The 19062-nt window shown below is 50.2% G+C and carries 24 protein-coding genes and 1 pseudogene; 23 read left to right on the top strand and 2 right to left on the bottom strand.

Translation table 11 applies throughout. The annotated features are described in order from the left end of the window. Positions 1 to 1257 (top strand): O-antigen ligase family protein (locus PVOR_RS26745; RefSeq protein ID WP_006212684.1); only part of this gene is annotated, 1257 nt, incomplete at its 5' end. A 69-nt stretch (positions 1258 to 1326) separates the two neighbouring features. Here PVOR_RS26745 and PVOR_RS26740 read toward each other — a convergent pair. Further along, a pseudogene (locus tag PVOR_RS26740) lies at positions 1327 to 1642 on the bottom strand (hypothetical protein). Positions 1643 to 1793: 151 nt separating this feature from the next. Here PVOR_RS26740 and PVOR_RS26735 point away from each other — a divergent pair. The 21 genes from PVOR_RS26735 to PVOR_RS26640 all read left to right on the top strand — a co-directional run bounded on the left by PVOR_RS26735 (position 1794) and on the right by PVOR_RS26640 (position 17098). Further along, a complete protein-coding gene (locus PVOR_RS26735) occupies positions 1794 to 2402 on the top strand; it encodes a DedA family protein (RefSeq protein ID WP_006212682.1) in 609 nt (202 codons plus the stop codon). A gap of 3 nt (positions 2403 to 2405) precedes the next feature. Continuing rightward, positions 2406 to 2972 carry a thioredoxin family protein gene (locus tag PVOR_RS26730; RefSeq protein ID WP_006212681.1) on the top strand — a complete coding sequence of 189 codons (567 nt, stop codon included), beginning with the start codon at positions 2406 to 2408 and terminating at the stop codon, positions 2970 to 2972. A 2-nt stretch (positions 2973 to 2974) separates the two neighbouring features. After that, entirely contained in the window at positions 2975 to 3613 is a 639-nt protein-coding gene (locus PVOR_RS26725) for an MBL fold metallo-hydrolase (protein ID WP_006212680.1), read from the top strand. Between the two features lie 178 nt (positions 3614 to 3791). Then, on the top strand, positions 3792 to 3983 hold the full coding sequence (locus PVOR_RS26720) for a hypothetical protein (protein ID WP_006212679.1): 192 nt from the start codon (positions 3792 to 3794) through the stop codon (positions 3981 to 3983). 251 nt (positions 3984 to 4234) lie between these two features. Beyond that, the gene (sigY, locus tag PVOR_RS26715; RefSeq protein WP_006212678.1) at positions 4235 to 4780 is read left to right on the top strand and encodes an RNA polymerase sigma factor SigY; all 546 of its coding nucleotides are present in this window, start codon (positions 4235 to 4237) and stop codon (positions 4778 to 4780) included. Beyond that, a complete protein-coding gene (locus PVOR_RS26710; RefSeq protein ID WP_006212677.1) occupies positions 4764 to 5102 on the top strand; it encodes a YxlC family protein in 339 nt (112 codons plus the stop codon). Before sigY ends, PVOR_RS26710 begins: the two co-directional genes overlap by 17 nt. After that, positions 5099 to 5308 (top strand): hypothetical protein, encoded by a 210-nt coding sequence (locus PVOR_RS26705; RefSeq protein WP_006212676.1) that lies wholly within the window; start codon positions 5099 to 5101, stop codon positions 5306 to 5308. The genes PVOR_RS26710 and PVOR_RS26705 overlap by 4 nt, the downstream gene beginning before the upstream one ends. Positions 5309 to 5342: 34 nt before the next feature. Beyond that, positions 5343 to 5537, top strand: a complete 195-nt coding sequence (locus PVOR_RS26700; protein ID WP_006212675.1) for a PLDc N-terminal domain-containing protein — start codon at positions 5343 to 5345, stop codon at positions 5535 to 5537. Then, positions 5534 to 6067 (top strand): ABC transporter ATP-binding protein, encoded by a 534-nt coding sequence (locus tag PVOR_RS32400; protein ID WP_234973110.1) that lies wholly within the window; start codon positions 5534 to 5536, stop codon positions 6065 to 6067. The genes PVOR_RS26700 and PVOR_RS32400 overlap by 4 nt, the downstream gene beginning before the upstream one ends. After that, on the top strand, positions 6055 to 6459 hold the full coding sequence (locus PVOR_RS32395; RefSeq protein ID WP_234973109.1) for an ATP-binding protein DrrA1-3 family domain-containing protein: 405 nt from the start codon (positions 6055 to 6057) through the stop codon (positions 6457 to 6459). The genes PVOR_RS32400 and PVOR_RS32395 overlap by 13 nt, the downstream gene beginning before the upstream one ends. Next, a complete protein-coding gene (locus PVOR_RS26690) occupies positions 6456 to 7232 on the top strand; it encodes an ABC transporter permease (RefSeq protein ID WP_006212674.1) in 777 nt (258 codons plus the stop codon). Before PVOR_RS32395 ends, PVOR_RS26690 begins: the two co-directional genes overlap by 4 nt. Positions 7233 to 7445: 213 nt before the next feature. Next, entirely contained in the window at positions 7446 to 7829 is a 384-nt protein-coding gene (locus tag PVOR_RS26685; RefSeq protein ID WP_006212673.1) for a hypothetical protein, read from the top strand. 172 nt (positions 7830 to 8001) lie between these two features. Further along, entirely contained in the window at positions 8002 to 8289 is a 288-nt protein-coding gene (gene gatC, locus PVOR_RS26680) for an Asp-tRNA(Asn)/Glu-tRNA(Gln) amidotransferase subunit GatC (protein ID WP_006212672.1), read from the top strand. A 20-nt stretch (positions 8290 to 8309) separates the two neighbouring features. After that, positions 8310 to 9767 carry an Asp-tRNA(Asn)/Glu-tRNA(Gln) amidotransferase subunit GatA gene (gene gatA / locus PVOR_RS26675; RefSeq protein ID WP_006212671.1) on the top strand — a complete coding sequence of 486 codons (1458 nt, stop codon included), beginning with the start codon at positions 8310 to 8312 and terminating at the stop codon, positions 9765 to 9767. A 30-nt stretch (positions 9768 to 9797) separates the two neighbouring features. Continuing rightward, positions 9798 to 11237 carry an Asp-tRNA(Asn)/Glu-tRNA(Gln) amidotransferase subunit GatB gene (gene gatB, locus PVOR_RS26670; RefSeq protein WP_006212670.1) on the top strand — a complete coding sequence of 480 codons (1440 nt, stop codon included), beginning with the start codon at positions 9798 to 9800 and terminating at the stop codon, positions 11235 to 11237. A 113-nt stretch (positions 11238 to 11350) separates the two neighbouring features. Further along, positions 11351 to 11809, top strand: coding sequence for a GNAT family N-acetyltransferase (locus PVOR_RS26665; RefSeq protein ID WP_040681054.1), 459 nt, complete (start codon positions 11351 to 11353; stop codon positions 11807 to 11809). A 49-nt stretch (positions 11810 to 11858) separates the two neighbouring features. Continuing rightward, positions 11859 to 12572: an MgtC/SapB family protein gene (locus PVOR_RS26660; protein ID WP_006212668.1), complete on the top strand. Its 714-nt coding sequence runs from the start codon at positions 11859 to 11861 to the stop codon at positions 12570 to 12572. 191 nt (positions 12573 to 12763) lie between these two features. Continuing rightward, the gene (locus PVOR_RS26655) at positions 12764 to 13381 is read left to right on the top strand and encodes a hypothetical protein (protein WP_006212667.1); all 618 of its coding nucleotides are present in this window, start codon (positions 12764 to 12766) and stop codon (positions 13379 to 13381) included. Positions 13382 to 13440: 59 nt separating this feature from the next. Next, entirely contained in the window at positions 13441 to 14760 is a 1320-nt protein-coding gene (locus tag PVOR_RS26650) for a DUF4097 family beta strand repeat-containing protein (protein ID WP_006212666.1), read from the top strand. A gap of 87 nt (positions 14761 to 14847) precedes the next feature. After that, the gene (gene perR, locus PVOR_RS26645) at positions 14848 to 15267 is read left to right on the top strand and encodes a peroxide-responsive transcriptional repressor PerR (RefSeq protein ID WP_006212665.1); all 420 of its coding nucleotides are present in this window, start codon (positions 14848 to 14850) and stop codon (positions 15265 to 15267) included. Between the two features lie 181 nt (positions 15268 to 15448). Continuing rightward, positions 15449 to 17098: a glycosyl hydrolase family 18 protein gene (locus tag PVOR_RS26640; RefSeq protein ID WP_327196596.1), complete on the top strand. Its 1650-nt coding sequence runs from the start codon at positions 15449 to 15451 to the stop codon at positions 17096 to 17098. A 140-nt stretch (positions 17099 to 17238) separates the two neighbouring features. Here the strand turns inward: PVOR_RS26640 and PVOR_RS26635 are convergent, their stop codons facing one another. Then, a complete protein-coding gene (locus tag PVOR_RS26635; protein WP_006212663.1) occupies positions 17239 to 17604 on the bottom strand; it encodes a YgzB family protein in 366 nt (121 codons plus the stop codon). Between the two features lie 191 nt (positions 17605 to 17795). Between PVOR_RS26635 and PVOR_RS26630 the strand changes: the two genes are divergently transcribed. Continuing rightward, positions 17796 to 18677 (top strand): nucleotidyltransferase-like protein, encoded by an 882-nt coding sequence (locus PVOR_RS26630; protein ID WP_006212662.1) that lies wholly within the window; start codon positions 17796 to 17798, stop codon positions 18675 to 18677. Positions 18678 to 19062: the final 385 nt, after the last annotated feature.

Genomic DNA, 19062 nt, shown 5'->3' with positions numbered 1-19062 from the left:
GCGGCCTGCTGCTGTGCCGCTGGCGGCACAGCGCGGGGCCCCGGCCGGCGATATGCCGCGTCCGGGGCATCGCTGGCGGCGGCGCTGCTCGTCGCCGCCGCAGGCGTGCTGATCCTGCTGCAGGTGCAGGATCGGGCACTTGGCGGCGCGGCAACGCTTAGCGCGCGCCGCCTCATGTACAGCGACGCGTGGCAGCTGGCCCGGTCGTCGCTGTGGCTGGGACGGGGAGGGGAGACGTGGCGCCAATCGTACCTTGCCATTCAGTCCCAGCCTTATGTCGGAGCCGAGGTGCACAGCGGATATATTGATATTTTGCTGGACACAGGTTTCATCGGATTGGGACTCGTCCTTATTCTGCTGATCTTTGTTCTGACCAAGCTCATGCAGGCAAACCCCCGAGCCATGCCCACGGCCATCGTGCTGATCGCGCATGCGGCAGTGGATTTTGACTGGAGCTTTGGACTTGTGTGGCTGCTGCTGCTGTGGATCGCAGCGATCGGGTTGGCTGAAGGCATCTCCGGCCAGGAGCCCTGGCATGGACATACTGCAGCGCAAAGGCGCTGGCAATTCAAGCTGGCGGTACCACTGCTAGCGGTCGTCCGGGAAGGAAAACAGGCCCATCCGGCTTGGAGGCTGCTCAGTCTGACAGCCATCCTGATGCTGCTGGGCTGGACTGTTCTCGCAGCTTCCTTGGGCATCAGCGAAGTCAACCGCCGTGCTGCTGCATCGGCTTCAGACGGAGGGCAGATCGCGCTGCTCCAATCCGCATTAAAGTGGAATCCTGCCAACACGAGTGCAGCAATGAGCTTGTCCGATCGGCTGCAGCCCAATCAGCGAATCCCGCTGCTGAAGAGGAGTATGGTCTATGCACCCGAACACCCGGGGCTTAGCTGGAGGCTGGCAGAAGCGTATTCCCTTCGAGGCGAATCAAAGGCAGCGGCGGCTTGGTATGACAGGAGCCTAACCCTGGACCGCTTCAATGCAGTTAAGCAAACCCGAGCCGTGCTGAAGCTGGCCTCCCTCGCGGATTGGCACCATACGGCAGGAGAGCAGGCCGAATCGATCCAAGCAGCTCGGTCTGCTCTGGCCATCCTACAGCGCTATCGTTCTCTTGCCGGAGGACTTCATGACATCACCCATCTTCGAAATGATCGGGAGTTTTATCTCACCATGCTTGCGAACCGACAAGCGAAGCGTCTGGAGAACAGGCTCGGTCTAGGACATAAACGCTTAAGTTCTCCAGGCCAACGATTGTGAAATCATGAGTCGAAGGATGCCGCTTCCTTGTTTCGCTTAGGGTTTCATGTCAACTGAAGGCAGCGGGGGCTACCCGCCAAAAGCATCCCGGAACGCGGAAGCCAACTGGCGTTCCGGGACCGTCCCATAACTCTGCCAGCTCACTGCACACCTCTTTTTCCCACCACTCGCACAGCAGCTTTTTGTTGCTATGGTTATCGTGGATCCAGATCAGGTTGCCAATTACCTTCCGGTAATACAATTCTTCTCCTTGCTTCAGGCTTTCCGGGGGAATGTACAGCTTGAGGCGTTTGGTCGTTCGGTATAATTCTTTGCTGCAGGCCCGCCTGATACCGCGGGGGGAGGGGGGCTTGCTGCCGGGTTGTTTGGCATGGGGAGAATGCATACGTGACTCACTCCTTTGCTTCACCATATGTCCTGAAACGGGCGGAAGTCACTGTGCCGCCTATAAATGGGCGCAGTAGAAGGCATGTCCCGGGCTGTGTTAGAATAGGCTAGTATAAGAAATCAACGCAGTAGGAAAGCGGGGGACGGGCGTGGAATTCTTTTACGAGGCTGTCGGTCAATTGTTTGCATGGATCCAGCAATTGGGTTATTTCGGCATCATGCTCGGCTTGATGGTAGAGGTCATCCCGAGCGAGATCGTATTGGCATATGGGGGATATCTGGTTTCCTTGGGCGAGGTTCATTTTCTGGGGGCCATGCTCTTCGGTACCATTGGCGGCGTATTAGCACAGTTGTTTATTTATTGGATCGGCCGTTACGGCGGAAGACCCTTCTTGGAGAAGTACGGGAAGTACATATTGATTAAGAAGAAGCATATTGATTACGCCGAGGAGTGGTTTGGCAAGTACGGCACGGGCGTTATTTTTACGGCCCGGTTTGTACCTGTTGTTAGGCACGCTATATCGATTCCGGCCGGCATATCCAAGATGAATGTAGGCCGATTTACGCTTCTGACCACATTAGCCGTAATTCCGTGGACGGCATTATTTTTATACCTTGGCTTGCTTCTGGGAGACCAGTGGGAGCACATCGATGAGAAGGCAGGGCCATACGTGCAGGAAATTCTGCTGGGGGCACTGGCCGTCATGATTCTTTATTTTTTGATAAAATGGATAAAATCAGCGAAGGCGAGGTCGTAACGAATGAGTATGAATATGGCAAATCATTTGGGAACAGGCATATCTCCTCAACAGTTTATGGATGGCATGCAGAAGAATCAGGACACCTTCAAGGCAGGGTATGAACAGTTTGCCTGGGAGAATGAAGAGGACAAGGAGTTTTTCGAGAGTCTGAATTTCCGCGATGACCTGCGGGTCCTTATTCTGGCAGCGGATTGGTGCGGTGATGTTGCGCGTAATATTCCTGTGGTGTTCCGTGCGATGGAGACGGCGGGAATCGAGACCGAAGTGCTTATTATGGAAGAAAACCTGGATGTGATGGATGAGTTTCTAACCATGGGTGGGCGCTCGGTGCCGGTTGTTATTATTTCCGATACCGGTGGTCATGTTCTCGGCACATGGGGACCGCGTCCGGCACACGTACAGAAGTTCATGATTCAGTTCAAGCAGGACAACCCGGATCGTGAAGCACCGGATTATCAGGATAACCTTGCCGCAGCACGTCAGAGCATCATTCAAGCCTATGGAGAAGGGTACGAGGTTCACGCTGCTATTATTAAGGAATTGCGCGAACTGATCTCGGGATTCTAATCATGACACTTCATATTGAAACCTTCAATTTAGGACCGCTTCAGACAAACGCCTACCTGCTGACAGGCCCCGTGGAAGGCAAAGCGGTTATTATCGACCCGGGGATGAACCCGGGTCCCTTGCTTAAGCGGATTGCCGATTTGGAGATTGAAGCCATCCTGCTGACGCATGCACATTTCGACCATATGGGCGGCGTCGAGGAAATCCGCAAGCTAAAGGGCTGTCCCGTCTATCTGCATTCCATTGAGAGCGATTGGCTGACCAATCCGAAGCTTAACGGCTCATTGATGTGGCCGCAGGTGAGTGCGCCGTTGTCAACCGAACCGGCGGAGTTTGATTTGGCGGACGGACTGGAGCTGCAGTTGGTTGGACATACGTTCAAGGTCTATCATACGCCGGGTCATTCCCCGGGTTCCGTCAGTTTTCGGAGTGGAAACGATCTCTTCTCGGGCGATGTGCTGTTCCGTTTAGGTGTGGGACGCACGGATCTTCCGGGCGGCCGTGAGCGCGATTTAGTGGACTCCATTCAAAATACGCTGTATACATTCCCTGATGAGGTCGTTGTTTACCCTGGACATGGACCAAGGACAACCATGGGCTATGAAAAGCAGCGGAACCCCTACGTCTCCGCGAGTCGGTGAGGATAACATCCGACAAAAACCGGGAATATTTGTCTGGACAAGTTAAGACAAGATTGATACAATACGGTTAATTAAATGTTACCCATTGCGAAGCACGCAGACTGTGGAATTTATCCCGGTTTGCGTTCTTTTATTTTATGGGGAGTTTTGGCATGGACGTGATTAGGGGGAAGCGCCTTTGAGGAAGGATCATCTATCGCTGTTGAACGGGAGTGTTACAAGAAGCGACGAAGTTGATCGACAATCCGAGTCGAAGCGGCGAGCTCAGACGGAAATAACTTCGGTTGTCTGGGACCGGCTCGTGAAGGACGAGGGAATAGCGCAGCAGCCATGGTTTCATCGGCTGCAATGTATAAGATTTAATGAATGACATTAGAATGCAATCATGACACCCTCATTATGAAGTTTTAATTTCAATCTAATCGCGAAGGCAGCCGGAACTTGGTCGGCTGCTATTTTTTTTTGTCGTTTTACAGACTTCCTGACGAATTTTAGTCTCATTATAATGGGACCTATATAAATTACATCATTTGGTACAGGATAAAGGCATGAACCATTTGAACGATTGGATCGGGTTCGTCGTATTACATATGCAAGACGAAAGAAGGTGATGAGTTCATCATGCTCCCTGATGAAGAGGATTTGATACGGCAAGCGCAGCGGGGAGATGCTGCGGCGATGGCCCAACTATTCAAGCAGCATTACTCCTTTCTCTATAAATATTTGCTTAAAGTGACAATGGATCCGATGATCGCGGAGGATACGGCACAGGACACCATCGTTCGATGCATGGAGAATATGGCCCGATATAACGGAACTTCGTCCTTCTCCTCATGGATGATCACGATTGCTACGCGGCTGTTTATCGATCACGCCCGGCGTAAGAAACGGGAGAAGAAATGGCTGGAGCAGGAGGGGGTTCAAGCGGCAAGGCGGATGCGCTGGCAGATGGAGCGGCGGGGTGAAGAATGGACGGATATGCTGGACGGATTATCCCGTTTATCCGAGGATCACCGGATCGCGATATTGCTGAAGCATTATTACGGCTACAGCTATGATCAAATCGGAAGCATGCTGGGCATACCCGAGGGTACAGCGAAATCACGGACAGCATACGGCATTAAACAGCTGCGAAAGGAGATGGGTGACGATGGCCAAAGTACCTGAGAATGAAGACGATTTATGGATTGAAGGATTGAACACGGAGATGAAGCGGGTAGATCAATTGTTTGACGATGTGCCGTCACCTTCCATGGAAGGACTGCAAATGCTGGCCGTTCATACGCTGGAGCGTCAGCGGCGACGGATGAGATATGAATTCATGCTCTTTCTCTTGGTTGCATCTTTTATCGTGGGAGGGGGATTGCTGGCCGCCCTGGCAGCGCCGCTTATTCTTCTGTTCATTCACGGGATCGGAATGATTGCGGGCATTGCCACTCTTCTATTTTCCAAAAGACTGAGATCTGCCGGAAAGAAGGGGACTCCATGAATGAAATGAATGAGTCCTCGATTTGGATCATTATTGCAGCCGTTGTACTTGTGCTGGTACAAGGGACATGGCTGTTCTTGGATGCGAGGAAGCGGGGGCTTGGCAAAATGGCTTGGTTTTGGGGGATATGGGGCTCGACCACATCGCCGACACCGCTGATATTTTACTGGATATTCGTTATCCGCAAGAACCGCCGCAAGCCTTAAGTTCTTTCATTATATAGAAAAGAGGAGGATCATTATGGAGATTAATTGGGGATTGATTTGGCCGATCCTTGCACTGCAAGCGATTCTCGCTGTAACAGGTCTTGTCTCACTGTTCAAGGCAGAACCGGCGAACATACGAGGACCGAGATGGATGTGGGTGCTCATTATACTGCTCGGCAACATTCTGGGCAGCATTGCTTATTTTGCCGCGGGGAGGAGGGAGACATGACGGAGAAACTTCTGAGTATTCATGAACTTACCAAAAGCATTGGAAGCATCACGCCGGTCAAAGGCATATCGTTTGATCTGAAGCGTGGAGGCTGCACGGCACTGCTGGGCCCGAACGGCGCAGGCAAAACAACGACCCTGCGCATGCTGGCAGGATTGATTCCCCCAACACGGGGAGAGATCAAGCATGGGTCAGCGGATAAGCAAACGAACGACTGGCGACATCGAATTGGCTACTTGCCGCAATACCCGAAGTTCTACAGTTGGATGAGCGGTAAGGAATACTTGTCTTTCAGCGCCAAGCTGTCGGGATTATCCGGACAAAAAGCGCTCCAGCGGAGTCAGGAAGTGATCGAGATGGTTGGACTCCAGCAAGCATCCAAACGGCGTATTTCCGGTTATTCCGGCGGGATGAAGCAGCGGCTTGGCATTGCTCAAGCGCTTGTGCACGAGCCGGAGCTGATTATGCTGGACGAGCCGGTATCTGACACTCGATCCGATCGGGGCGCCGCGAGGTCATGGATTTGCTGAACCGTCTGCGAGGAGAAGTGACGATTCTGTTCTCCACCCATGTGCTTCATGATGCGGAAGAGATTTGTGATGACATGGTGCTGATGGTTGACGGAGAAATTGCAGAGAAGGGTGCGCTGAGCGAGCTCCGCAGCAAATACCGGCAGCCGGTCCTCTCCATTGAGGTAGAACCAGGAGAGCGTGAACTTGCATGGCTCCACGGTCTCTCCAAGCGATCCTTTGTCCAAGAGGCAGAGGTTGGCAAACACAGAGCGAAGCTGACGGTAACGGATATGGGGGCAGCGCGTGCAGCGTTAATCAAGGAGCTTGCGGATAACGGGATCGAACTCCTCCGTTTTGAAGCAGGTACTTCCTCGCTGGAGGATATGTTTATGAAGGTGGTGGGCCCATGAAGCCGTTCTGGATTTATTATCAAAAGGAGATGCTCGAAGCCAGCCGTACTTACAAATGGATCTGGGTTCCTGCGGTTTTTCTGCTTCTTGGCATTATGCAGCCGGTATCTACTTATTATTTGCCGGAAATTTTAACCATGTCGGGGGAGGTTCCTCCGGAAGCGGCGGCATTGTTTACGATTCCGTCCGCTGATAGTGTCATGGCATCAACGTTAAGCCAGTTTAGTACCATCGGACTGCTGGTGCTTGTACTGGCCTGGATGAACACCGTAGCAGGGGAGCGGGCAACCGGTACGGCTGAGCTTGTACTCACCCGAACGGTATCCACGCTGCCGATGATGGGCGCGAAATGGGCAGCCATGATGACTTTAATGTTGGTTTCCTTCGCGCTTGGGCTTGCCGGTGCAGCGTATTATACGCATCAGCTCATTGGTCCCTTGGAATGGGGGGCCGTGGCGAGCGGCGGATTGCTGTATGCTGTATGGCTTGCCTGGATCGTAACGCTAGTTCTTCCGCTTGGTGCGGTCCTTCGAGGTCCTGCCGCAGCGTTCATTAGCTTGGGAACGGCGGCTGCTCTCTCGCTGTTGTCCGGCTTGCTGCCTTCCCGTTTTCAGTGGAGTCCGGGCCGGTTAAGCAGTATGGCTGCAGAGTGGATGCTGGGTGCGGGAGCCGGTGCCTGGGCACCTGTCATCGCTGCTTTGCTTATCATGCTGCTGTCCATTATCGCTGCTGCAGGGCTGCTCAGAAGAAGTCCGTTATCTCCGCAATCCTAGTTTCCATGGGAGATTCAGGTTTATTCTGAATCGCATGGACATCTCTATCTTTTTTTAGTAGACTATGAAGATAAGAAAAGCGTCTATCGACGTAGTTTCTCGAAAGACAGCCCGCTGTAGCGGAAGTTTTTCTTGTGAGACAAGGAGGATAAACCTCTGAAGTTTATTATTTCTTATCTCTAAAAAAAGGATGGACAACTCAGGAGGTAGACGATGCTGCGTTTAGGGGAAAAGATTACAATCGTCGCGGACGCCTTTGAGCAGAATCTTCCAGTTGGTCAATACGGTTATATAATCGCTTATGACCGAAATCCGGACAATGCGTTCGATTACGTCATTCGGATTCCGAGCCTCAACCGTAATTTTTTTGTTCCGGCAGATGATGTAGAGCTGGAATCGATCGTGTTGAAACAGGAAGCCGAGCGGGTCGAGCGGGAAGCGCTCATCGATTTCGCCCTGTCGACATATAATGAGAAGCTGTTTCGTCAAGTGATGAACGGCGAGTTAGAAGAAAGTGTTGAAGAGGAAGAAGAAACCAAGGAAGCAATGTCCCAGGCGGATTTCATCAAACAAGTGAATCTGCGTGCCTGGATTTAGAAGAGTCGGCTGAGGCCGGCTCTTTTTTGAAGTGATCAGACGTATCCTAGGAAGCAGAAAGCTTCAGCCGATTGGATTGAATCTTCCATGCTTCTACAATATAATGAGAAAAGTTATCGAGACAGACTTTACCCCTTTAATAGGACAGGGGCATGAAGGAGGACGCACAGCCATGAGCATTACCGATAAGGATGTTCAGCATGTAGCGAAGCTGGCCCGTTTGAATTTGACGCCTGAGGAAGAACAGATGTTTACCGGCCAACTGAATGCGATTTTACAATATGCCGAGAAATTGAACGAACTGGATACAGAGGGTGTTGAGCCGACAACGCATGTGCTGCACCTCAGCAATGTCATGAGAGATGACGAAGTGCGCGAGAGCTTGCCTATCGAGAAAGTGCTGCTTAATGCACCGGATGAGGAAGACGACCAAATCAAAGTACCTGCTGTATTGGAATAGCCTGAAGGGAGGATACACACTTGAGCCTGTTTGATTACAAGTTAACGGAGATACATAATAAGCTCCAGAACAAAGAGCTTTCGGTCACCGATTTGGTTGACCAAGCCTTCACCCGCATTTCGGAAACGGAGGATCGGGTGAAAGCATTTATTACGCTGGATGAAGAAGGTGCGCGTTCATCTGCCAAGGTTTTGGATGATAAGCTGGCTGCAGGAGACACGCGTGGACTGTTGTTCGGTCTTCCTGTCGGAATTAAGGATAACATCGTAACGGAAGGACTTCGCACAACATGCGCAAGTCAGTTTCTGTCTAATTTTACGCCAGTATACGATGCGACGGTTGTCGGTAAATTGCGTGCATCAGATACCGTAACAATCGGGAAGCTGAATATGGATGAATTCGCAATGGGGGGCTCGAACGAGAACTCCAGCTTCTACCCCGTACGCAACCCATGGAATCTGGATCGGGTTCCAGGCGGATCAAGCGGAGGCTCGGCAGCAGCCGTTGCTGCGGGCGAGGCATATTTTGCGCTGGGATCGGATACAGGTGGATCAATTCGTCAACCCGCTTCCTATTGCGGTGTCGTTGGATTGAAGCCAACCTATGGACTGGTGTCCCGGTTTGGCCTCGTTGCCTTTGCCTCTTCGCTGGATCAGATCGGACCCCTGACTAAAAATGTCGAAGACTCCGCTTATGTCCTGCAAGCTATCGCAGGTTATGACCAGATGGATTCAACATCTGCCAAAGTGGACGTGCCGGACTATCTTAGTGCTCTTTCGGGTGACATTGCGGGACTGCGTATCGCTGTGCCTAAGGAATACTTGGGCGAGGGCGTTGACGCGGAGGTGAAGGAGACCGTCCTCAACGCACTGAAGGCGCTTGAAGCGCTGGGAGCGACTTGGGATGAAGTTTCCCTGCCGCATACGGATTATGCGGTTGCTACGTATTATTTGCTTGCTTCTTCGGAGGCTTCCTCGAACCTGGCCCGCTTCGACGGCGTACGCTACGGCGTTCGTTCGGACAATGCAGGCAGCCTGATCGATCTGTATCATGAGTCCCGCAGCCAAGGCTTTGGTGATGAAGTGAAACGACGCATCATGCTGGGCACCTATGCCCTCAGCTCGGGTTATTACGATGCCTACTATTTGAAGGCACAGAAGGCTCGCACCCTGATTAAGCAGGATTTTGATAAAGTATTTGAACAATATGACGTCATCATCGGACCAACGGCTCCTACGACAGCTTTCAAGCTGGGGACTCAGGTGGATGATCCGCTGACGATGTATTTGAATGATATCCTGACGATTCCTGTCAGCTTGGCGGGTGTGCCGGCCGTGAGTGTTCCATGCGGATTCGCAGACGGACTTCCTGTAGGCATGCAAATTATCGGCAAAGCCTTTGATGAGTCGACCGTGCTGCGCGTAGCGCATGCTTATGAGCAAAATACAGAACATCATAAACGGCGCCCTGAACTGTAAACCGGCGGCAGAGAAGGAGGGAAACAATAGATGTCTACATCGAAATATGAAACGGTTATCGGATTGGAAGTGCACGTAGAGCTGCATACGAATTCCAAAATATTTTGCGGTTGCTCCACGGCGTTCGGAGCACCGCCGAACACACATACATGTCCCATTTGCCTTGGCCATCCCGGCGTACTGCCTGTATTAAACCGCCAGGCGGTGGAATATGCGATGAAAGCAGCCATGGCGCTGAATTGCACCATCGGCGATGTCAGCAAATTTGATCGCAAGAACTACTTCTACCCGGATTCGCCCAAAGCGTATCAAATTTCTCAATACGATCAGCCGATCGGTTTAAACGGCTGGATTGACATTGAGGTAGACGGGAAGACGAAGCGGATTGGCATTACCCGGCTTCATCTGGAAGAAGATGCGGGTAAGCTAACTCATGTTGACGGCGGATATGCCTCGCTGGTTGACTTTAACCGGGTAGGAACACCGCTTGTTGAGATCGTATCCGAGCCTGAGATCTCAACGCCTGAGGAAGCCAAAGCTTATCTGGAGAAGATGCGTGCGATTATGCAATATTGTGATGTCTCGGACGTGAAGATGGAAGAGGGCTCGCTTCGCTGTGACGCCAATATCAGTCTTCGTCCATGGGGACAGAAGGAACTGGGAACCAAAGCGGAACTGAAGAACATGAACTCCTTCCGCGGTGTGCAGCGCGGCTTGGAATATGAGCAGTTCCGGCAGGCGGAAACGCTGGATGAAGGCGGTGTAATCGTTCAGGAAACCCGCCGCTGGGATGAAGCGCAGGCCAAAACCTTCTCGATGCGCGGCAAGGAACAGGCGCATGACTATCGCTATTTCCCGGACCCGGATCTGGTAACGGTGCATATTAGCGAAGAATGGAAGGAGTCGGTTCGTGCAACGATTCCGGAGCTTCCGGATGCTCGTAAGGCACGTTATGCTTCGGAATATGGTTTGCCGGACTATGATGCTGCGGTGATCACGTCGTCCAAGCTGCTGGCAGACTTTTTTGAGGACAGCTTAAACTATACCAAGGATGCTAAATCCGTATCCAATTGGATCATGGGTGATTTGCTGGGTTACTTGAACTCGGGCAATCTGGAGCTGTCCGATGTGAAGATCTCGGGTCAAGGCTTAGGCGAGATGATCGGATTGATCGAGAAGGGTACCATCAGCAGCAAAATCGCCAAAACCGTCTTCAAAGAGATGCTGGAGAGCGGCAAGCTGCCTGCTGGAATCGTTGAGGAGAAGGGACTCGTCCAAATTAGCGATGAAGGTGCCATCAAGAGCATTGTCGAGCAGGTTGTCGCGAACAATCCGCAATCCGTTGAGGATTATAAGGCAGGTAAACAGAAAGCGATCGGCTTCCTGGTTGGGCAAGTAATGAAAGAGAGCAAGGGTAAAGCCAATCCTGCTCTGGCGAATAAACTGCTGGTTGAGGTACTGAACGGATAATTAGCCAAAACAGCAGATAACCATTACCCTCGAATTATTTCTCAAGAAGCGGAGCTTGTCCTGTTTAGGGGCAAGTTCCTTTTTACAATGAAATTAGATAGGGGATGAAATGTATGATTAACGAGTTATCTTTAGAAGATAGGGATACCGTCCAACAAATATGGGGGTTGCAGCACATGGCGTACCCGCTGGAAGCTGAGCTCATCGGTTTTACGGATATTCCGCCGCTGCTGGACACCTTTGATACCATTCGTACGAGTGGAGAGACCTTTTTTGGGTATATAAATGATGAAGGGGAGCTGATCGGCGCGATTGCCGTGGAAGCCGAGGAGGCGCAGGTCACCATATCGCGGATGATGGTTCATCCGGGGCATTTTCGTAAAGGTATCGCCGGGACTTTGATACGCCATGTATTAGAGACGTACCATAAGGCGCCGATGTTCACGGTCTCGACGGGAACGCGCAACACGCCTGCGGTTACCTTGTATGAGAAGTTCGGGTTTGTAAAAGATCATGTTTTTGAAGTTGCTCCTGGAGTCGAGTTGACCGAATTCCATCTTCGCATACAATGATCATATAACATAAGCAACAAGAAGCAGACGTGAGGGGAGTATCGTTCTTTTGAATAATCCTTGGGTAATAGATAATGGATCCATATTATTAAGGCTGTTGCTTGCTATGCTGCTTGGCGGCTTGATCGGATTTGAGCGTGAGCGTTCCAATCATGCAGCGGGTCTGCGTACACATATATTGGTTTGCTTGGGTTCTGCACTGATTATGCTTTTATCCATCTACGGATTTTCGGATTTCGTAGACGAGATTAATGTCCGGATTGACCCTGCGCGTTTGGCTACAGCCGTTATTACGGGAATCGGGTTCTTAGGCGCAGGCACCATTCTGTTCACGGGTAAATCCATTACCGGTTTAACCACCGCTGCTTCCATTTGGGTTGTTGGCGCTGTAGGATTGGCCGTCGGAGCCGGGTTTTACTTTGCCTCGATTGTGTCGACAATCCTTATCCTTCTGAATCTGGTGGTCTTTAATAAACTGGAGCAGCGATATATACGCGGCAGCAAGCTGCATCTGATTACCATCCATTCAGCGAATACACCGAATATTTTGGAGGAAATCTCGGCGGTTCTGGAGGAACAGGAATGCGTGATTAGGAAGTTGGTTGTTAACGAACGAAGCAATACTGTTTATGGAGAGCTGCAGCCTGCGGTATTGGGGCTCGAAATCACAATGCAAGTATTAACAGATCGTAAATTCGAGCCGATGACGATAACCCGGCAATTGCGGGGAATCGGCCAGGTGACAATGGTAACAGCCGAGTAGGATGTACAACGAAGAAACGGCAACTGCTGATCATCGGCAGTGCCGTTTTTTTATAGGCTTGTCAGCAGTCAGCGGAGGGCTCATCCAGTTTTTTGCCAGTTACTTCGGCCTCTCGTTGGGGTACTATCAAAGAAAAACATCGTTAAACAACGCCAGTTCTCCCTGATGTTTGAGAAGGAGGAGAGAGGGTCATGAACACGACACCTGAACCGCAAACCGCGATAAGCAAGAAGAAACGAGAACGTATCCGCATGAAGCGTCATTCAGGCCTGCAGAGAAGAAGGCGTAAATTATATGCGCTTTTGCTAGCCGCTCTCATTCCGGGCTTGGGGCATCTCTATCTGGGTGTGTACCGTAAGGGAATTACGTTTATTATGTTATTGCTGCTGGATATCTCGGCGCTTTTATACTTTTCTTCCATCGGCATGCAGATCAATGTACCGCTGCTTATTGTACTGGGGCTGCTGATTCCGATTGGCTATTTCTATAATGTGTACGATGTGCTGCAAGCAGCTGAATATATGATCTCGCGGAGACGGCGTGGCGAGGCAGCCGCTGTTTCTTCTGATGAGGGAAGAGGGCCGAACAATCCGTTCCGAGGTGAACGGGGAATCCCTTTTGGCTTGATGCTGGTTGCTATAGGGATCCTGCTCATTCTGTTTCATCAGAAGCCTCCCTGGCTTCAGGTGGTTATCCGTGATTATGGAGCGGAGTTCTCTGCTGTCGTATTAATCATCCTCGGAATATGGGCGGCGGTTCGAGAAGTTCTCCGGCACCGTAAAGGTAAAGGCAAGGGCAAATCCCTGTAGCGTATCTTTGCAGGGCACAAAACACGATAGCTGCCAATACTGACGAGGGGAGGAGACGGATGAAACATAAAATCAGAGTAGGTCGATTTACAGCTGCCATACTGCTTGTCTGTTCAGGGGTGTTATTGCTGCTGGATGAACGCGGGGGCACTGATTATATATTTTTGATCCAGCGGTGGTGGCCGCTGCTATTCATATTGCTCGGAGTTGAATATTTAGTACGGTACACCGTGACACGTGTTCTGGGCAGACGTAAGGAATTTCGGTTCCGGCCGGATATCAAGGGCGTTCTTCTTGCCGCAGCCATTACGGCATCCGTGTTCGTTATCTCTCAGCAGGAGCATTTTCTCCATCTCTGGAATCGGGTGAGCCTGAATTTGACGGCAGCGGGAGTCGATTACAGCGAAGCTGAGGGTACCCAGTTTCAGAAGCCGGTGCTGGATATTCCGGTAGAACTGGACACCGAGAAAATCATCGTGGATCACTTAAACGGCGATATCACCATCGTGCGGCAGAATGTGGATGAGATCAGGGTCGAAGCGGAAGTTTGGGTCGACCACGAACCTTCCGGTCTAGCCGAAGCGATAGCGGAACAATCCACGATTGAAGTGGGAGAAGGCAAGACGATAACGATTCGATCGAAGGGGAAGGCTTATGGACAATCGGGTAAGCGTCAGCCCCGGATGAATCTCCATATCGCGGTACCGGATGATCGTCGATTTAATTTTGAGATACGGACGATGAACGGAGCGATCACCTTAAACGGCGTTGAAGCTATAGAGAATATTTCGCTGGAGAGTGGCAACGGACCTATTACGATGGATCGTGTTTACGGGAATGTTACCGGTAAAACATTAAATGGCGACATGACGGCACGCGGCGTCCTGGGGAATATCAAAATGTCCACTAACCGAGGCAATATGATGGCCGTAGACATCACAGGCGAAACAGATATGACCACTCAGGTGGGGAATATGACCGTCAAGCGAACGACGGAGGAAATCCGGGTCCAGACGAGGAATGGCAATATTCTGATCAGTGGTGCAGAGTCGCAATTAAGCGCGGAATCCCTCAATGGCGGCGTTGCTATACGCTCACCTCATGTGGGAGGCGATTGGAACGTGTACAGTGCGGTTGGCGAGATGAATCTTCATATTCCGCTTGAAGGGGATTACAAGCTGGAAGGGACCATCAGTTACGGTAGAATCCTTACGACGCTTCCCAATCTTCTGATCGATCAAAAAACGATATCCGGTGAATCGGGCACATCCGAACACTCCATTCGGATTGAAGGTAACAGTAATTTGAATATCTATCGGAGCTATCCGGAGCAGGAGGAAAGCCGCAGTAACGGGGGCTTGACGCCTCTGCCGGATTGACAAGAATCAAAGAAACGCCTTACAATAAAGGTTAAGAGCGGTATAGGTTTTGTAAAAACCAGTTAAACTTGAAGGCGGTGGGCAACCATGGGAACGTCCGTACAGCATGCGCTGGAACAACTGAAAACGACCGGTGTCCGTATCACGCCGCAACGTCATGCGATTTTAACGTATTTGGTTGAATCTATGGGTCATCCGACAGCGGATGATATTTATCGGGCTCTGGAACCTAATTTTCCTAGTATGAGCGTAGCCACTGTATATAACAATTTAAAAATGTTTATTGAGGCCGGCATGGTGCGTGAACTGACTTATGGAGATAATTCCAGTCGTTTTGATGCAAATGTATCCGATCATCATCATGTAATATGCCAGAGTTGCGGAAAAATTGAAGATTTCAGCTATCCGTCCCTTGAAGATGTTGGAGTACAGGCTGAGAAATGCACCGGGTTTGAAGTGAAGGGATTAAGGATGGAGCTGTATGGGCTCTGCAAGTCCTGCAAATAGACTTCGGTTACTTATAAATGAACGTGCGGAATCAACCATTCCACACGTTTTTATTTTTAAGGGCGTTTTCTCACAAGGGGATATATAGAGGGCGAGAATGAAATGGGGGAGTAGTTTGGCAAGAAGAAGATATCGTGGAAAGAGGCGGCGTACCAGGAGAAGCTCTTTTTATCTGGGCTTGATGTTGATAGCGGCAGGAGTCTGGTGGGTGGTCACCACCCTTTTTCCGAACCAGACTTATACGGTGCCGGACTGGCGAGGAATGGACAAGCCGATTTTTGTCCAGGGTGAACTGCAGGAGTATCCTGCCCGGGAAAGCGGAGAAGAAATGATGCTGCCCATAACGGTTATTCAGGAGAGCGTTGATGCCAATATTCGTTATGAGGAAGAGACCAAATCGATTATCATGACAACCTCGGAATCGGTTCTCCGTATGAAGATCGACAGCACCAAGGGGGATCTGAATGGTAAAACGGTTACCGTCCCTTATGCTCCTGAGCTTGTTGACGGTATGGCTTACGTGCCCCTTAAGCCGCTCGAGCAGCATTACGGGATAGCCGTTCAAGAGAACTCGTTAACAGGTGCAATTATCTTGATGCGTGCAGGTGATTCGATTCAGCTTGCGGAGGCAGCACCGGGTAAACCTGAGGACACGGTGGCTCTGCGCGAGAGCGGGGAGAAGAAGTCACCGATTGTGCTGGACATGCCTGCCGGTGAGCGGCTCCGGGTATGGCGCGAAGAAGAGGAATGGTTATTTGTTCAAGCCGATAACGGCTACACCGGATATGTTCTTAAAGACCAGACTAAACTCGGTAACGTTAAAGATATTCCGGTCCTTGCAGAGACTCCTTCGCGGGTTGAGCTGGAGTGGAAGGACAAATCGGTCAATCTGGTGTGGGAGGCTGTCTATTCCAAAAACCCAAGTACGGATAAGATCGGGGAATTACCTGGTGTCAATGTGGTGAGCCCCACCTGGTTCAGCATCGTGGATGCCGAGGGTACGGTCAAATCTAAAGCCGTGAAGCAGTATGTGAGCTGGGCGCATAACAGGAATATGGAAGTTTGGGCCCTAATGGACAACAGTTTTGATCCTGACCTGACAACGGAGGCGCTGTCTACTTATGAGAGAAGATCTCATATTATCAAGCAAATGCTGACCTATGCCAAGCAATACAAGCTGGACGGAATCAATATCGATTTTGAAAATGTCTACACCAAAGATAAAGAACATGTGGTTCAATTTGTGAGAGAAATGAAGCCGCTGGCTAAAGCCAGAGGATTGATTGTTTCCATTGATGTTACTCCGAAATCGAATAGCGAGATGTGGTCGCTCTTTCTCGACCGCAAACGGCTTGGCGAGACGGTTGATTATATGATGGTGATGGCCTATGATGAGCACTGGGCTTCCAGTCCAAAAGCGGGATCGGTATCCTCGCTGCCATGGGCCGAGCAATCGGTAAGACGAATCATGGAAGAGGACGGTGTGCCTTCATCCAAGCTGGTATTGGGTGTTCCCTTATATACCAGGGTATGGACGGAGACCAGCGAAGAGGGAGAAGCGAAGGTGTCCTCCAAAGCGATTGGGATGGAGAAGCTCCAGACTTTGCTTAAGGAGCAGAAGGTTAAAGGGGCGCTGGATGCCAGCACGGGTCAGAACTATGTTCAATTCACGGAGGGAGAGGCCATCAAGAAAATATGGATGGAGGACGATACATCTCTGCAGTCCCGTGTGAATATGGCCAAGAAACTGGAGCTTGGCGGTATTGCCTCTTGGAATCGAAGTTTTGCCATCCCGGGAACCTGGCAGGTTCTGAAGACGATACATGATTAGAAGATCGCGCGAACTTATATATCCTTTATCCAGATAAATGAAGAAGACCCGGCTATCCTCGAGGATACCGGGTCTTCTTTAGTGTTTATTCATGCTACTGAATGCCAATCCTAATGATATGCAGAAGTTTAGGATGACTCTTAGGATTTGGTCTGCTGGGCTTCAAGCTCTTCTGCTGTAATGTTCGCCTGGCTTGGATCCAGTGTCAAAATCGTGTGGCAGAACATGCAGCGGTCTGTTTTACCCAGCATTTTCGTCAATTTATTGCACTCCGGACATTGAATTTGAACGGCGCTTGTGGACAGCATGCCAGCCCAGAAGTAAATGCCGAGACTGCCCAACATCATAATCAGGCCAAATACCAATCCGATTCCGGCAAATATTTTGCCTGCTTGTCCAAAGAATACAATACCGGCTGTACCAAGCACCATGAGGCCCATACCGAGCATCGTTAACAGCAGCCCCCATGTGCGGAAGGCGTTGATTTTTGCGTTCTTAAAGATCATGGCTCGAAAACTCCTGTCAATTCAAGTACTTGCTTATGAAAGAACATGAAACGAGAAATGGATATTGAATTCGCCTGCAGATTGTCCTCTTCGAAGTTCTTATCTCCTAAAAGAAGGAACTTACATGGACATGTAGAATTACATTATAACTGAAATGGCTGAAATTCGCCAAGGAATGTATGGAGGGAAACGTGGAATTAACCAACTTTTCTTTTTACTATGGAAATACGGTTGATGAGGAAGCTGTTGGGGCGATAGCATACCGTAATTCGGATAAAACGCTGCAGGGCTCACTTGTTCATGACTTTGAGGTCAATATCGTTGTCGTGTATGACGGAACGCCTGATGAGCCTCCCATCCAGCATTCAATTGTAGGCGGGGAACGCTGCCAGGTGCTGAGCATCGGACTGGACGGATTGCATCGTGAGCTCTTGAGTGGTACGCACAAAGTATTGATCAAATGCCTTCTTGAGGGAGATATCATAAAGGATAATCAAGAGCGTCTATCCATTCTTCGCCGTGATTTTCTAAGGTTTGCTGAGCCGTTTCGTGAGCAGAAGCTGTTTATTGGATTTGCGCACTTCTTGCAAAAGTACGTGGACGCCAAGATGCAATTGAAGGAAGAGCGGGTACTGGATGCTTACCATACATTATTAGAAGGTCTCCATCATTGGGCGGAACTGGAGCTGATCGAACGGGGGATTCATCCGGAATCGGCCGTCTGGGAGCAGATTACAGGATTGAATACGCCCGTCCGCAAATTGTATGAGGAGCTTACAGTCAGCACGGAGACGCTAGGACAACGGGTAGAGCTTGCCCTGCTGGCCTATGAATTCTCCATGATATCGAAATTGGAGAGTTCTTCAGCACTTCTGCTCCGAGTGCTAAGAAGCCGGCGGAATCCATGGACGATTCAGGAGCTGATTCTGCATCCGGAATTGGCACCTGTATGCAAGGAGCTGCCGATCGTCATGCGAAAACTGGTGTATCGTTCCCTTGTGAAAGAAGTTCCGGTATGGAAAGAATCCAGATCGTATGGATCTGAAGCTATCCGTTACTACACTGATTTATGAAGGAGGACGTGAGTCCTTCCTTTTTTTTGTCGTAATTATTTTGAGGGGCGATTATGAAATCACTGATATCGGGAAACAGTATTTAACGAGAATGGCCTCGGATGTAAAGTGAAAATAACGCAGTAATGTGTCACTTTATCTGTTAGGAGAAGTCGAAAAATAAATTGTTGAATAATGTTGACGAGCCGCCTGTTTCTGTGATAAATTATAACTCGCCCCTTTCGAAAGGGACTTTGATAATTCGGTTAAGAAAATGTCGAATTAAAAAGTTTTTAAAAAAAGTTCTTGACGAAACGACGGGCACCATGATATATTATAAAGGTCGCCGCTGAAAACGAGTTTTCGGCGAAAGACAAAGAAGTTGATCTTTGAAAACTGAACAACG

The sequence above is a fragment of the Paenibacillus vortex V453 genome, from assembly GCF_000193415.1.
Taxonomy (GTDB): domain Bacteria; phylum Bacillota; class Bacilli; order Paenibacillales; family Paenibacillaceae; genus Paenibacillus_AQ; species Paenibacillus_AQ glucanolyticus.
This window is presented reverse-complemented; position numbering and strand designations above follow the sequence as displayed.

Bases quoted from the DNA above. Each gene is read 5' to 3' on its own strand.
- gatB (WP_006212670.1), top strand. From the start codon at position 9,798: ATGTCTACATCGAAATATGAAACGGTTATCGGATTGGAAGTGCACGTA.
- PVOR_RS32400 (WP_234973110.1), top strand. From the start codon at position 5,534: ATGACGGAGAAACTTCTGAGTATTCATGAACTTACCAAAAGCATTGGA.
- PVOR_RS26705 (WP_006212676.1), top strand. From the start codon at position 5,099: ATGAATGAAATGAATGAGTCCTCGATTTGGATCATTATTGCAGCCGTT.
- PVOR_RS26710 (WP_006212677.1), top strand. From the start codon at position 4,764: ATGGCCAAAGTACCTGAGAATGAAGACGATTTATGGATTGAAGGATTG.
- PVOR_RS26655 (WP_006212667.1), top strand. From the start codon at position 12,764: ATGAACACGACACCTGAACCGCAAACCGCGATAAGCAAGAAGAAACGA.
- PVOR_RS26690 (WP_006212674.1), top strand. From the start codon at position 6,456: ATGAAGCCGTTCTGGATTTATTATCAAAAGGAGATGCTCGAAGCCAGC.
- PVOR_RS26685 (WP_006212673.1), top strand. From the start codon at position 7,446: ATGCTGCGTTTAGGGGAAAAGATTACAATCGTCGCGGACGCCTTTGAG.
- PVOR_RS26635 (WP_006212663.1), bottom strand. From the start codon at position 17,604: ATGATCTTTAAGAACGCAAAAATCAACGCCTTCCGCACATGGGGGCTG.
- PVOR_RS26640 (WP_327196596.1), top strand. From the start codon at position 15,449: ATGTTGATAGCGGCAGGAGTCTGGTGGGTGGTCACCACCCTTTTTCCG.
- PVOR_RS32395 (WP_234973109.1), top strand. From the start codon at position 6,055: ATGGATTTGCTGAACCGTCTGCGAGGAGAAGTGACGATTCTGTTCTCC.
- sigY (WP_006212678.1), top strand. From the start codon at position 4,235: ATGCTCCCTGATGAAGAGGATTTGATACGGCAAGCGCAGCGGGGAGAT.
- perR (WP_006212665.1), top strand. From the start codon at position 14,848: ATGGGAACGTCCGTACAGCATGCGCTGGAACAACTGAAAACGACCGGT.
- PVOR_RS26730 (WP_006212681.1), top strand. From the start codon at position 2,406: ATGAGTATGAATATGGCAAATCATTTGGGAACAGGCATATCTCCTCAA.
- PVOR_RS26700 (WP_006212675.1), top strand. From the start codon at position 5,343: ATGGAGATTAATTGGGGATTGATTTGGCCGATCCTTGCACTGCAAGCG.
- PVOR_RS26725 (WP_006212680.1), top strand. From the start codon at position 2,975: ATGACACTTCATATTGAAACCTTCAATTTAGGACCGCTTCAGACAAAC.
- PVOR_RS26665 (WP_040681054.1), top strand. From the start codon at position 11,351: ATGATTAACGAGTTATCTTTAGAAGATAGGGATACCGTCCAACAAATA.
- gatC (WP_006212672.1), top strand. From the start codon at position 8,002: ATGAGCATTACCGATAAGGATGTTCAGCATGTAGCGAAGCTGGCCCGT.
- PVOR_RS26650 (WP_006212666.1), top strand. From the start codon at position 13,441: ATGAAACATAAAATCAGAGTAGGTCGATTTACAGCTGCCATACTGCTT.